Source organism: Collinsella aerofaciens (assembly GCF_902501475.1).
Lineage (GTDB): Bacteria > Actinomycetota > Coriobacteriia > Coriobacteriales > Coriobacteriaceae > Collinsella > Collinsella aerofaciens_AL.
Map to the genome: position 1 here is coordinate 54124 of NZ_CABWIF010000001.1, position 14177 is coordinate 68300.

Consider the following 14177-nt stretch of genomic DNA (forward strand, 5'->3'; position numbering starts at 1 on the left):
CTATTTTGGACCCCCGAAGCATCGACATTTTTTGACGCCAAAACAGCAGGAAAATCTTAATGAAACTGCAGGAAATGGTCTCCACAAAGTGCCGATGCTTCGAGGGCTCGTTTTTGCTCGTTCACTTTTCGGGAAAAGTATTAGACCTAAATCTGCAGGCGTGTCGCGTGAGTCAAAAAGCGGGCCGCGCCGGTGGGTTTCCGGCGCGGCCCGCTTTACATTGTGTCCGTATGAGTGAGTTGTCGCATCAACCGGCGGACTACTTGGCGTCGTAGGCCTCGGCGTCCCACCAGTCGAGCTGGGCGATGTTGTCGCGGATGTGCTGACAGCTCTTGTGGAAGCCCTCGAGCTCGTGCTCGGAAAGGTCGAGCGTGTAGACCTCCTCGACGCCCTCGGCGCCGATCACGCACGGCAGGGAGGTAAAGATGCCCTCCTCGCCATATTGGCCGGTCATAAGCGTAGAGGCCGAAAGCACGGCGTGCTCGTTGTGCAGCACGGCGGCGCAGACGCGCGCGGCGGAGTTGGCAACGGCGTACTCGGTGCACTGCTTGCCGGCGTAGGTCACATAGCCGCCCTTGCGTGCGAGCTCCTCGACTTCCATGTGGTCGAAGGCGTACTTGTCGGGGTTCTCGGCCTGAAGCTCGTTGAGGCTCTTGCCGGCGATGGTTGCGGCCTTAAAGGCGGCCAGCTGGCTAAAGCCATGCTCGCCGATCATGTAGGCGTCGATGGACTTGGGGCTCACCCCGACCTTCTTGGAGATCTCGGTGCGCAGGCGGGCAGAGTCCAGGCCACAGCCCGAGCCGATGATCTTCTTGGGATCGTAGCCGGTCAGGTGCCACAGCTCGGTGCACACGACGTCGCAGGGGTTGGAGATGCTCACGAAGATGCCGTCGAAGCCGGCATCGACGATGCGCTTGGCAAAGGTGCGGGCGGCGTCGGTGGTAAAGAACAGCTCGCCGTCGCGGTTGCCGGCGGCCAGTGCGACCTTGCCGGCGGCGTTGACGATGACGTCGCAGCAGGCCAGCTCCTCGTAGTGGTCGTAGCAGTTGACGATCTTGGTGTTGTACGGGACAAACGAAAGGGAGTCGCGCAGGTCTTGGACCTCGGACGTCACCTTTGCCTCGTTGATATCGCAGAGGTACAGCTCATCGGCAATGCCCTGCATGAGCAGGCTGTTGGCGACATGTGCTCCTACGTGGCCCTGGCCGACCACACCGATCTTACGCGTCTGGTACATATACGTATCCTTTCGGCCGAGTTTTTCGCATCGAACCATTGTAGCGTCCTGCTGCCACTTTGCTAGGCTAAAGCGCCGTAGATTTTTGGGACATGCCTTAATCTCTACTTTTGGAGTGATTTGGGCCGCTGACGGTGTCTCGGGGCGATGCACTCGCGCGGATGGGGCCGCTCGTTGTACCATAGCTGCAACTGACTCGTAAGGAGCATCCATGCCCATTCGCATCCCCGACGCCCTCCCTGCCGCCGCGCAGCTCGAGAGCGAGAACATCTTTGTCATGACCGAGTACCGCGCGCTGCACCAGGACATCCGTCCGCTGCGCGTGCTCATCCTCAACCTCATGCCAACCAAGATCGCCACCGAGACGCAGATCATGCGCAAGCTCTCCAACACGCCGCTGCAGGTAGAGGTGGACCTGCTACGCACCAAGACGCACGAGGCCACGCACGTGAGTGCCGGCCACCTGGAGACGTTCTACCGTACGTTCGACGACATCCGCGATATTCACTACGACGGCCTGATCATCACGGGCGCGCCGGTGGAGCAGATGCCGTTCGAGGAGGTCGACTACTGGCCCGAGCTCTGCCAGATCATGGATTGGTCCACCACGCACGTGCACTCTACGCTGCATATTTGCTGGGGTGCACAGGCAGGACTCTACCATCATTACGGTATCCAGAAGTGCGACCTGCCGGCCAAGGCGAGCGGCGTGTTTGAGCATTATCTGGTGAAGCCGCAAAGCCCGCTGGTCCGCGGCTTTGACGACCGCTTCTATGCCGTGCATTCACGCAATACCGATGTGCGCCGCGAGGACGTGGAGGCCGAGTCGCAGCTTGAGGTCGTGGCCGTATCAGACGAGGTGGGCCTGTACATCGTCAAGTCGACCGACAGTCGCCGCTTCTTTGTCTTTGGCCATCCCGAGTACGATACCGACACGCTGCGCCTGGAGTACGAGCGCGACGTGAAGCGCGGGCTCAACCCCCAGGTGCCGGCGCATTACTTCCCCGGTGACGACCCCACCGCCGAGCCGCGCAACGTCTGGCGCAGCCAGGCCCAGCTGCTCTACACCAACTGGCTCAACTACTACGTCTACCAGACCACGCCCTACGACCTGGCCCGCGCCGGCGAGGAGCACTAGGCTACGGCCGCGGTTGCGGTTGTGGCTGCGGCGTGACGAGCGTGGATTTTCGGATGCCCATCTTGCGGGTGCGATACAACGGCGGTTAGGCGCTGATGATGTGGGGTAGCGGCAGGTCGTGGGTGTCGGTGGGAACGTGGTCGACACGCTGCTCGTCAAAGGCGATGCCGATGATTTGGCATGCGGGCGAGAGCGTGGGCAGGTAGCGGTCGTAGCAGCCGCCGCCATAGCCCAGGCGCGCGCCGGTGTGGTCGAAGGCTACGAGCGGCACGACGATCATATCGAGCGCCTCGGCAGGCACGATAGGAAAACGGCTGCTGTCGACGTCCGTGGCTGCGAAGGCCCGCGTAGGGTGGGCGATAAACGGGGCCTCGGACGCATCGCCGGCAGTAACTGCCCGCATGCACATGCGCTGGCCAGAAGCCACGGTGTCAGCTGCCGAGAACATGCACGGATAGGCCACGCGCCAGCCGTGTTTTGCGGCCGCTGCGGCAAACGCGGCAGGATCTGCCTCGGAGCCCATGGCGGCATAGACGGCAACGGTGCGCGGGGCCACGGGACCCGAGCCGCCCAGCAACTCAACGAGCCGCGCGCATACAGCAGCAGACTTTGCCGCCCGCATATCCAAATCTAGAGCGTCGCGTCGGGCAATTACCGCCCGCCGCAACTCGGCCTTATCCATCCCGGCCCCTCTCTCAAACCTGCCAAAAAGGGACAGGTTTATTTTGGTAGGTTTTATCTGGTCAAATGTCGAAACCACCACGCAAACCATCGCAAGGGGAGCAGTTCATGGACATCTTCGTGGGTTTTGACGAAGAGTGGGTGTTCGCGGCGGTGTGTCTCGATCTGTAACAGTAACTCGGCAAAATCGGGCCTAGCTGTTATAGATTGAGACAAAGGGCCGGCGTCATCCGAAAACGTCTCGATTTGTAACATCTGGAGCCAATATTGCTGCCTAGATGTTACAGATTTAGACAAACTGGTGTGACGGGCTGAGCTGCCCCGCCCAGGCAGCGGCAAAAGAAAAGGTAGATTTTCAGGCATGTCCCAAAAATCTACCTTTGCTGTGCGTTAGCCCAGCAGGTCGATGACGTTGAAGCCGGCGTTGCTCTTGGCGATGACGTCTCGGCCGCCAAAGACGCAGGTGGGCGAGACGGCTGCGATGCGCGTCACGTCGGCGCCGAGCGAGCGCAGCTCACCGGGCGTGGCGGCGAGCATCTGGGCGCGGCGCTCCTCGCGTGCATGCGGATCGAGTCCGGCCAGGTAGGTCGTGTTGCGGCGTTTGGTGAGCGCGTACGGCTTCACCGGCGCATCCATGCCGCTCACGCAGCTCACGATAAAGCCCTCAAAGGCTGCCTCGTCGGGCTCAAAGCTGCCGAGCCATTCGCCTGCGCGCGCCACGCGCTCAATCGAGGGGTCGATTGCCGGGTCGCGGTAGGTGTAGAACGCCGCCTGACGCTCGCCTGCCGCGCGGAATCCGCAGCCGTACGCCCCGCCTTTCACGCGGATCTCGTTCCACAGGTAGTCGTAGGAGAGCGCGTTGGCGGCAACCGCCCAGGCGCCCGTCACGTCAATGCCCAGGCGACGCGGGTCGCATGCGCTTGCCGCAAAGCAGATGTCGCTGGGGATGACGAAAGCCTCGTGACGGTCGCACGGCGTCGGCACCACGAGCGTGTCGCGGCCGGCAACAGCACCGTCGCCCGCGCCCAACCCCAGGTCGCCCGCGGCGGCCCAGTACGCGTCAAAGTCCTCATCGCTGCCGGTAAAGCTCGCCAGACAGCCATCGGACACAAAGATGCGGCCTGCCAGCTCGGCAAGCTTGGCGCGCAGGTCGTCCAGGCGCTCGTCAAAGTGGTCGAGCAGATCGCGCAGGAACAGGTAGAAGTCCACGCCCGAAAGCTGCTCGCGCACCACGGCCGAAGGCGAGCTGTAGCTCATCGCGCGACCAAGCGCCGCCGAGTGACCGTTGTTAATAAAGCCCTGCTCAAGCCCAATGCGAATCTGCGTGAGCACGTCGCGCACGCGGTCGGCGTCGGCATCGAGCAACAGCGTGCTCGACCACACCTCGCGCGGCAGGCTCGCCAGCGCATCGATCTTTTCGGACAGGGCGCCGGCGCTCACCAGCAGGTAGGGGCGCACGCCGTCCACGTCGGGCTGGGTCATGACCTCGGTCGTAAAGCTCAAAAAGCCCAGCTTGCCGGCGATAAGGTTGTCGAGCTCCTCGGCCGAGTGTTCGCTCGTGGGCAGCTGTTTGAGCAGGCGGCAGAGCAGGGTCACATAGGGCAGGTCTTCAAACGCGACGCAGCTCAGGTCGAAATACTGCATGGCGTAGGCCAGGCGGTTGGTGGGGATGCCGTGGCACAGGCAGGGGATGGGCGCGGTCGTGTCCACGACCAGCGGCGGCTCGGGGCGCGCCTCGCCAATGTCGGACACGCGCAGGCGTGGCAGCGTAGCCTTGGCCTCGGGCGCGTCATTCGCCTCCTGCGCGGCGCGCAGCGCGGCCGTGCGCTCGACCACATCGGCCTGCTCGGCATCGGTCATGGCATCGCGCTTGGCTGCCAGCTCGGCAGCCTCGGCACTCTCCGCACCCTCGGCGGCATCCACCGGCACCAGCTCGACTAGCGCCATGTGGTCGTTTTCCAGCACCAGCTCGCGCAGCAGGTCCTCAAAATAGCTGCCGTCCAGCTCGCCGCGCAGCTCCTCGTACACCGGGCCGTACTTGAGCGCCAGCGTCGCGGCGTCGTCATCGTAGAGCCAGGTGCTCAGCGCGTCGCACGCAATGGCCACGCCGTCGGCGATACCGTAGTCGCGCTGGCGCAGGTCGTATTCGTTGCTGCTGATGATGGCCTCTAGGCGCTCGCGCGGAACGCCGTGCTCGCACAGGTCGCGGCAGGCGTCCTGGAACACGCGGCGCAGCTCGCGCGCCACGCCGGGCTGCGCGTTTTGCAGCATGATGATCTCGTAGGGCTGCAGGCTCTCGGCCGCGGTGTAGCTCACCACGTTGCCGCCCAGGCCGGCGGCCAGAATGGCCTTCTTAACCGGCGCCTCGTTGGAACCCAGCAGTGCCTCGAACAGGATGTCCGCCGCGATCGTGCGCTTGCGGTCGAGCGCGCTGCCCAGCACAAGACCCAGGCCCACCAGGGCGTTCTCGGGTGTGGTTGCCATCTCGACACGCTTGTACTCGCAGGTCACGGGCGCCTGCACGACCAGCGGATTGGGCGCCAGCGTGGACGGGTCCTCGCCGGCGGCGACGGCTGCGTCCATGCGGCGGCTCGCGGCACTCGGCTGCGACAGATAGCGCTCGTCCAAAAAGGCCAGTGCACGGTCCACGTCCAGGTCGCCGTAGAGCGTGATGTAGGAGTTGGAAGGATTGTAGTGGCGCGCGTGCGTGTCCAGGAACTGCTCGTAGGTGAGCGCAGGGATCGCGCGCGGGTCGCCGCCGCTCTCGTGCGCATAGGCGGTGTCGGGATAAAGCGCGGCGTTGACGGCGTCGTCCAGCACGCTCATGGGGTCGGACAGCGCGCCCTTCATCTCATTGAAAACCACGCCGTTATAGCGTAGCGTTCCCTCGCGCAGGCTTGCGGAACTGCCGTTGCCCTCGCCCTCGGCGCCCTCCGGCAGGTCCAGCTCGTAGTGCCAGCCCTCCTGCTCAAAAATGGTGGGCTTGGTGTAGATGGCCGGGTTGAACACCGCGTCCAGGTACACGTCCATCAGGTTGTACAGATCCTGCTCGTTGGTGGTGGCAACGGGGTAGATGGTTTTGTCGGGGTAGGTCATGGCGTTGAGGAACGTCTGCATGGAACTTTTGATCAGGTCGACAAACGGCTCCTTGACGGGAAACTTGGCCGATCCGCACAGCACCGAGTGCTCGAGGATATGGAACACGCCGGTGGAATCGGCCGGCGGCGTCTTAAAGCCAATGGCAAAAGCCTTGTTTTCGTCGTCGCACGCCAGGTACAGCAGGCGGGCGCCCGAGGCGGTGTGGCGCAGCACGTAGGCGTCCGAGTCGAGCTCGAGCACGGTCTCGCAGCGCTCGACGGCAAAGCCGTGACAGGTGGTGCCGGGCACCAGCAGCGCGGCGGCAGCGGCGCGCGGGTCGGTTAAGGTGGTGGACATATGCAGTCTCCTTTGACGCCCCAGCGGGGGCGAATCGAGTCGAATCCTCGAGAGTATACCCATATGGGGCCGCGGCTCTGCGGCGAACTGGAGACGATGTGGGTGGACTAGCCTAGCTAGGTTGATAACGAATGCCGCGGGTAGCCGCTGCATCCCGCTAAAGTGAAATAACACCCCGTTTACCGAATCATTTAGGAAATATATGGACTCCTAAAAAGTTCTAATACAATATAAGTCATCTATCTATAAGCTGCTGATTCCTTGCAAAGGTATGGTTGATATGGTTGAAGCAAATAGCGTTATCCCCCTGTACAAACAGATTGTTCGTGCGCTTTCTGATTCGATCGCCAACGGCACGTACCGCCCGGGAGATAAGCTCCCGACCGAGGCGGAGCTCATCGAGCAATTTGGCGTGAGCCGAATAACGGTTCGATCCGCAATTAAAGAAATGGAAGATGCTGGGCTTGTTGAGAGGGCCCGCGGCAAGGGCACGTTCGTTTCGTCGGACACACAGATGTATGCCGCGGACGACCGTGAGAGCTTTACCCATTCGTGCCAGCTTGCGGGAAAACAGGCGTCTACCAGGGTTCTCGCAATGGGCTGGGACTTCCCAAGCCTGCGAGACGCGAAGTTCCTGGGCGTAGACGATACCCAAAAGGTATTGCGTAGTCGTCGTCTGCGCCTTGTGGATGACAAGCCCACGATGCTGGAAACCAATAGCTATTCCGCTGCGCTTTCTTTTTTGGAGCATGAATCCCTCGAGGATTCGCTGATGGCGGTACTCGATCGCCAGGGGATCAAGATGGGCCCCAACACGCGTACGCTCGAGGTCTGCTATGCGAGCGAGCTCGAGGCGGCATACCTTAACGTGGAGCTGGACTCTCCGCTGCTTCTGTTTGTCGATAAACGTTATGCTCCAAGCGGCGAGCCGCTTTTCATCTCCCGTCAGGTGTACTGCACCGAGCGACTGAAGTTCTATCTGTAAGCAAGGGCGGCCGTTCTGTAAAAGGAGCGGCCGTTTTACCGACCAATTGTTACCGTTCGCGGAATTAGAGAATTAACGCACCGCAAAAAGGAAATTGCTTATATACTTTGTTATGACAATATAGTACGTCTTATTGATATTGGAGAACTATGAATAAGATATTGCTAGCGAGTCATGGTTATCTCGCCCAAGGTATGAAAAGCTCTCTGGAGATTCTGATGGGCGCCAACGACCGAATCGAGTGTCTGTGCGCCTATGTCGATGACGACACGAGGGATGTCGCAGCGCTTATCGATGCTTGGATGGAGTCGAAGGATCCGGCCGACACGTGGTTTGTCGTAACTGACATCTTTGGCGGCTCTGTAAACAACGAATTCATTCAGAGACAGACCACCGGATCGTTTACGTTGATCGCCGGAATGAACTTGCCGCTGCTGGTGGAAATGGTTACACAGCTGGACTCCCTGGATGCGGACAAGGCCAAAGCCGCGGTCGAGGGGTCGCGTTCGTTTATTCAGCTTTGCGAGGCGGCGGACATGCTTGCCGATGTCGAAGAAGAAGAGTTCTAGCTCAAGCTTCAACGAATAATTCAACCCTGTCATTACCTTTATTACGCGCGGAGATGATTACGATGATTAAGCTTACGAGGGTCGATTACCGATTGATTCACGGCCAGGTCGCCATGTCTTGGACGCATGCGCTGGATGTCGATTGCATCCTGTGTGCCAGCGATGCCGTGGCAAAAGACGACATGAGAAAAGCCGCTTTGAGGCTGGCTCGTCCCAACGGCGTGAAGCTCGTCATAAAAGACGTAAACGCGGCCATCGAGGCGCTCAACAGCGGCGTCACCGACAAGTATTCGCTGTTTATCATTGTCGAGACGATCGAGGATGCCTATCGCCTTGCTAAGGGTTGCAAAGACATCAAGGAGATCAATTTGGGCGGAACTCGAAAGTCTCCCGAGACCACGCTTCATCCGACCCCCGCGATCTTTGCGACCGAAACCGATGCCGAGCATATCCAAGAGCTTGTGAACGATGGCGTGGTTATCGAAATCCGTCAGGTTCCCAATGACTCAAAGGTATTTGCCAAGGACGTTTTCTAGCTGGAAACATGCCATTGTCTAGCATTTATTAACTAGATCCTCCTTTCTTTAGCCCGTCGATTATTTGATCGGCGGGCTTTTTATTAAAGAAAAATCAAAAAAATCTGAAATAGTTCTTGCATAGTTAGTTATATAAAGTATTATAACGTCATGGGATGAATGAAGGGTTCATCCAAGTGAGTTAGGAGTAAGGGATGTTCAATTTCGATGAGCCTCGTTACGAGAAGGTTGTGAGCGATGCCCTCGCTCTCCGTCCTCAGATTGAGGCTGCCGTGGACGAGGTCTGCGAGCAGGGTTATTCCAACATCTTCTTCATCGGCTGCGGCGGCACCTGGGCCCACACGCTCCCGATGAAGTATTGGGTCGAGACCACCACGGCCGACGTCGACGTCCACTGCGAGATCGCCGCTGAGTTCCTCGCATGCCCGCCCAAGACCTTCAACAAGGACTCGGTCTGCGTCTTCTCCACCCGTACCGGCACCACCCCCGAGATCATCGAGGCCGCCAAGTTCTGCCAGGAGCAGGGCGCCCGCACGCTGATGTATGTCTCCAACGACAACACCCCGGCCACTGAGTACGCCGATTACAAGTTCTTCAGCTTCGCCGAGGACGACGTTCTGTGCGAGGCCATCTACACCTACCAGATCACGCTGGTCGCCCGCTTCCTCAAGAACGCCGGCGCCTTCCCCAAGTACGACACCTTCATGGAGGAGTTCGGCAACATCGCTCCGTACCTCATCAAGGCCAAGGACGCCCAGGACGAGCGCTGCGCCGCCATGGCTGAGGACTTCAAGGACACCGACTACCACATGGTGATTGGCTCCGGCATGCTCTGGGGTGAGGCCTACGACTACGCTATGTGCATTCTCGAGGAGATGCAGTGGATCAAGACCAAGTCTATCCACGCCGCCGAGTTCTTCCACGGCACCATCGAACTGTGCGAGGAGGGCACGAGCCTCATCATGCTCTACGGCGAGGACGACACCCGCAAGCTCATGGACCGCGTGGACAACTTCACCCACATGCTCGCCGACGAGAAGGGCGTCAACGTCCGCGTGAACAAGTTTGACACCGCCGAGGTCGAGCTGCCGTTCAGCGACCCCGAGTTCCGCAAGATCGTCTCCCCGATGGTCACCTACACCATCACCGAGCGTCTGAGCTGCCATCTCGAGCACGTCCGTAACCACCCGCTCACCACGCGTCGTTACTATCACCAGATGAACTACTAATCCTCTCAAATTGCTGTGGTTGTCTGCAGGCGAGCTGCGCAGAATGCCTCGCCTGCAGACCTGTTTCTGGGGTTGATCTAAATGGTTGTCCAGTATCTTCTAATTGCACTGGTCGCATTTATTGCGTCCATGGACGAGCAATTATTTGGCATTACGATGCTTGGTCGTCCGCTGTTTACGAGCCTGTTTGTCGGCCTGATTCTTGGCGATGTCCAGCAGGGCGTTATCGTCGGCGCTGCTTTGGAGTCCATGTTCATGGGCGCCATCATGGTCGGCGCGGCGGTTCCTCCCGAGGTCTATGCCTCCGGCGTGCTTGGCTGCGCGTTTGCCGTCATTACGGGTACGGGCACGGCAACTGCCGTCGCACTCGCCCTTCCCGTCTCCGTCTTCCTTCAGGTGTGGCGCAACTTCTGCTACGCCGTTCCGGGTGCCTTTGCCTGCAAGAAGATTGAGACCGCTCTGGCAAATCGCGATCTTGCCAAGGCGAATCTGTACCATCTGACCATCGTGCCGCTGTCGATTGGCATTCCGTCTGCACTGCTGGTGTTTTGCTCGCTGTTCTTTGGTGCCGACCTCATCAACAATGCGCTTAACGCTATTCCGCAGTTTGTGATGGACGGCCTCAACGTTGCGTCCGGCGTCATGGTCTGCATCGGCTTCGCTCTTCTTATTAGGACCATGGGCGACAACAAGCTTCTTCCTTGGCTGTTCATCGGCTTCATTATGGTCATTTACCTCAAGATGGACGTGGTCGGCGTCGCCGCAGCTGCCATTTGCGTCGCGCTGCTCCTGGCCTTCCGCGAGGGCTCGTCCGGTCCGCAGGCGGTTGCTGCAGATGAAGAGGAGGACTTCTAATGGCTACCCAGAACACCGACCTCAAAGAGGCCAAGAAGGATGCGATTATGACTCCCGATATGTATCGGAGCATGTTCCTTCGCCAGTTTACGAGCCAGTGCTCGCAGTCGTACGACAAGATGATGGCAATGGGCTTCATGTACACCATTCAGAAGCCCCTGCGAAAGATCTATCCCAACGACGACGATTACTATGCGGCGCTCGATCGCCATACTGAGTTCTTTAACATCACGCCTCATGTGCTTCCGTTTGTAGCCGGCCTAACGGTTTCGATGGAAGAGCAGGCGGCTGCCGATAAGAACTTCGACACGTCCTCGATTAACGCCATGAAGGTCGGTCTCATGGGACCGCTTTCCGGCATTGGCGATTCGTTCTACTGGGGTACGTTCCGCGTGGTCGCTGCCGGCATTGGTATTGGTATCGCTTCGACGGGCAACCCGCTCGGCCCCATCGTGTACGCGCTCATTTACTCCGTGATTAACTTTGCAACGCGTATCGTCGCAGCCCATCTGGGATACGACCTGGGAACCAAGTTTTTGCAGCAGTCCGAAGAGAACAACCTTATGTCTCGCATGACGCATGCTGCCGGTGTCCTCGGAATGACCGTTATCGGCGCCATGATTGCGGCACAGGTCTCACTGTCCACTGCCTTGACCTTTGACGTGGGCGGTTCGGAGATTGTCCTGCAGGATCTGTTCGATTCGATCTTCCCCGGTCTGCTGCCCTTGCTGGCAACCTTTGCCTGCGTCGCCCTGTACAAAAAGGGCGTCAAGACCATTTGGATCATCTTGGGCATCTTTGCAATCTGCATCATCGGAACGGGCTTGGGAGTGTTCGCGGCGGCGTAATGTTAACTCCTATGCTCGCGCGTTGGATAGCTAACTGACCGTTTGAAAACGGGGCTCGGCGTAAGGCCGGCCCCGTTTTTTTGAGGGATTTTCCGACTGTCCAAAAATCCACGCTCGTCCATTGCTTACGCATCTCTCATCTCTCATTCGTCACTAATACGAGAGATAACAGAAAGACGAGAGATGAATATGAGAGATAACTGAGCAGCAAAGAGACAAGAAATCACGGTATTGTCTCAATGCTGATTGTTCTACCAGCAAAAACATGTTTAAATGAAACAGATGGTAGATATCTTATCTCTCATCTTTCACTCATCTCTAATACGAGAGATAACAGAGAGACAAGAGATAATTACGAGAGATAACTGAGAGACGAAGGAAATCTATTCGCGGCATTCTCCGCCGGACCGAGCGAAAGGACGTGCAGATGAACGAGAACGAACTGATCGGTCTGCTCGAGTCTTTAAGGCGCATGGGCTCGGACGATCTTAGCGTCGAGGTCAAGGAGAGCGCCACGACGCTTTCTCGCGACGTATGGGAAACGGTTAGCGCATTCGCGAATACCGCCGGCGGAATTATCGTGCTCGGCGTGAGCGAGCGCGCGGGCTTTGTCCCGGTTGAGGACTTTGAGACCGAGAAGGTGCTCAACCAATTTGTCGCAGGCATGGGTGATGCCGGCGGTCGCGGAAAACTGGCCAATCCGCCCAAATACACTATTGAGCGCGTGGAGCTTCGGGGCACCGTGGTTCTCGTTATCACGATTGAGGAGCTCGACCCGTCGAGCAAGCCCTGCTATGTAATAGAACGCGGCGCCCAGGGCGGCAGCTACAAGCGCATTGATGACAAAGACGTGCCACTTTCATCGACCGAGGTTTTGGCACTGTCGTCATACGAGCGGACGAGTCCTAGCGATCGCGATGCAGTGCCCGGCGCGGTTGCAGGCGATCTTGACGAGGCACTGGTCGATCGCACGATAGAGCGTGCTTTCTCGCTGACACCTCGGGCAATGCGCGGCGCGCCGGACAAGAAAACGAAGCTGGAGCGCCTGAATTTCCTCGACTCCCAGGGCAAAGTTACTAAGGCCGGGCTCCTGGCTGCGGGTGCCTATCCTCAGCAGTTCTATCCTAAGCTCTTTATCGATGTGGCGGTCTATGCCGGAACGCAGAAGGGCGCGGCGGGGTCGTTGAGGTTCATGGACCGTACGATCTGCGAGGGAACGTTGGGCGAAATGATCTCGGATGCCGTCGCGGCAGTCGCCAAGAATTTGCGGCGAACCTCGACGATCCAAGGCGTCTCGCGTGTCGACTCGCTGGAGATTCCCGAGGAGGTCCTGCGCGAGGCAATCGCCAACGCCGTAATCCACCGAGAATACGGAGATCGGTTCTGTGGGCAGTCGGTCGCTGTTGACGTCTTTGATGACCGTATCGAAGTGACGAACCCCGGCGGCCTATACGGAGGAAAGACTCGCGAGAACTTGTTTGACGGCAGCTCCCGGTGCCGCAACGCGACGCTCATGAAACTCATGTCGATTGTTCCGCTGCCGGATGGCGCAGGTTCGCCGGCTGAGGGCAATGGCTCGGGCATTCCGATGATGATCGACGCCATGTGTGCTCATGGTTTGGCCGAGCCCCTGTTCTGCCCGGGATTCGATCGGTTCAAAGTGGTTCTCTATCGCTCAAAGGTCGAGCCGGTCGACCACGGCGGTGACTTAATTGTGGCGGCACTTAAGCGTTGCGGTGAGCTGGGTACGCGCGAGTTGGCGGAGCACACAGGGCTCACAATTTCCCAGGTTAGGTCGCGCGTCAACACACTCATTGCTCAAGGCGAGCTTGAGCCTACAGCGCCGGCGACGAGTCGCAACCGCAAGTATCGACTGTCGGAGCGTGCGGAATAAATGCGCCAGCGGACGAGGTGACCCAATAATCGACTCTCGATTGGCGCCCGCTAAGGTAAGGCGGTTGTTGCCCAGTCGACGGCGAAGTTAAAAATCCGGCTTACGCTGGCATAGTCCCGAACCCATCCATCAAGAACAGCCTAAGAACCAGCTTGATAGCATATCCCGGTTTGATTTCTGCCGCGTCAAAGACGTGGCGCTCGGCGAGCTCGCTGCAGTATGCATAGATGTCGCGGATAAGGTCCGCGCCCGAAAGCGTAAACATGTAGCCCGCGTCCGAAAGCGCATTGGGCGCGGCGGGCAACTTGGCCATGTGGCAGAACGTTTGCAGGTCGGGCGCCATAACATTCTGGTAGTCGAGGTGGCCGCTGGCATCCTGTGCGGCAAGCTCCAATTGGCGCACAAAATCCAGCGCCGCTGCTAACACAAAGCTCGGCGTAGGCGCATTGACGTCCTGAGTGGTCGCCACAAGCCTGCCCGCCGCCTGCGTGACAAGCCAAGCGACCTCGCGCTGGCAACGCACGGCCTTGCGCGTCACCGGCTTGATGGACGAAGAAGAAACGCTTCCCTTAGGCGGATTCGAAGCAGCCATAAGACCCTCCCATGAACAATCCGGCCCAATAAGCCCGGATGAAACACGTGCTACATCAGTATACAGGGGAGTGGGATAGCGGGGTATGAGCGCGCCAGCGGCAAACCGAGAGCATCAACGATGTGCCGATCGCGGAATGAGATCTCGTAATAATTGACTCTCGGCCATATTATTGAGG

General features: G+C 59.1%; 12 protein-coding genes. 8 read left to right on the plus strand and 4 right to left on the minus strand.

The genetic code is table 11. The annotated features are described in order from the left end of the window. Window positions 1-259: 259 nt before the first annotated feature. Entirely contained in the window at window positions 260-1237 is a 978-nt protein-coding gene (locus tag GDJ93_RS00235) for an L-lactate dehydrogenase (RefSeq protein WP_152067319.1), read from the minus strand. A 211-nt stretch (window positions 1238-1448) separates the two neighbouring features. Here GDJ93_RS00235 and metA point away from each other — a divergent pair, with 211 nt between their 5' ends. Beyond that, a complete protein-coding gene (gene metA / locus GDJ93_RS00240) occupies window positions 1449-2375 on the plus strand; it encodes a homoserine O-acetyltransferase MetA (RefSeq protein ID WP_152067320.1) in 927 nt (308 codons plus the stop codon). 85 nt (window positions 2376-2460) lie between these two features. Here the strand turns inward: metA and GDJ93_RS00245 are convergent, their stop codons facing one another. Beyond that, window positions 2461-3057 (minus strand): 5-formyltetrahydrofolate cyclo-ligase, encoded by a 597-nt coding sequence (locus GDJ93_RS00245; RefSeq protein WP_193221391.1) that lies wholly within the window; start codon window positions 3055-3057, stop codon window positions 2461-2463. Between the two features lie 389 nt (window positions 3058-3446). Then, complete coding sequence (locus GDJ93_RS00250; RefSeq protein WP_152067322.1) at window positions 3447-6491, minus strand: insulinase family protein; 3045 nt, start codon at window positions 6489-6491, stop codon at window positions 3447-3449. A gap of 280 nt (window positions 6492-6771) precedes the next feature. On the opposite strand from GDJ93_RS00250, the gene GDJ93_RS00255 reads away from it, so the two are divergent. The 7 genes from GDJ93_RS00255 (at window position 6772) to GDJ93_RS00285 (ending at window position 13407) form a co-directional block, all read left to right on the plus strand. Continuing rightward, entirely contained in the window at window positions 6772-7476 is a 705-nt protein-coding gene (locus GDJ93_RS00255; RefSeq protein ID WP_152067323.1) for a GntR family transcriptional regulator, read from the plus strand. Window positions 7477-7625: 149 nt separating this feature from the next. After that, window positions 7626-8045, plus strand: coding sequence for a PTS sugar transporter subunit IIA (locus GDJ93_RS00260; protein ID WP_152067324.1), 420 nt, complete (start codon window positions 7626-7628; stop codon window positions 8043-8045). Between the two features lie 62 nt (window positions 8046-8107). Next, on the plus strand, window positions 8108-8581 hold the full coding sequence (locus tag GDJ93_RS00265; protein WP_138339750.1) for a PTS sugar transporter subunit IIB: 474 nt from the start codon (window positions 8108-8110) through the stop codon (window positions 8579-8581). 194 nt (window positions 8582-8775) lie between these two features. Next, window positions 8776-9810 carry an SIS domain-containing protein gene (locus tag GDJ93_RS00270; protein WP_117640663.1) on the plus strand — a complete coding sequence of 345 codons (1035 nt, stop codon included), beginning with the start codon at window positions 8776-8778 and terminating at the stop codon, window positions 9808-9810. 81 nt (window positions 9811-9891) lie between these two features. Beyond that, window positions 9892-10665 carry a PTS mannose/fructose/sorbose/N-acetylgalactosamine transporter subunit IIC gene (locus GDJ93_RS00275; protein WP_152067325.1) on the plus strand — a complete coding sequence of 258 codons (774 nt, stop codon included), beginning with the start codon at window positions 9892-9894 and terminating at the stop codon, window positions 10663-10665. Further along, window positions 10665-11513, plus strand: a complete 849-nt coding sequence (locus GDJ93_RS00280; protein WP_138339748.1) for a PTS system mannose/fructose/sorbose family transporter subunit IID — start codon at window positions 10665-10667, stop codon at window positions 11511-11513. Before GDJ93_RS00275 ends, GDJ93_RS00280 begins: the two co-directional genes overlap by 1 nt. Before the next feature lie 427 nt (window positions 11514-11940). Further along, window positions 11941-13407 (plus strand): ATP-binding protein, encoded by a 1467-nt coding sequence (locus GDJ93_RS00285; protein ID WP_152067326.1) that lies wholly within the window; start codon window positions 11941-11943, stop codon window positions 13405-13407. Window positions 13408-13507: 100 nt separating this feature from the next. Here GDJ93_RS00285 and GDJ93_RS00290 read toward each other — a convergent pair whose 3' ends face one another. After that, entirely contained in the window at window positions 13508-13999 is a 492-nt protein-coding gene (locus GDJ93_RS00290) for a hypothetical protein (protein ID WP_152067327.1), read from the minus strand. Between the last annotated feature and the right edge of the window lie 178 nt (window positions 14000-14177).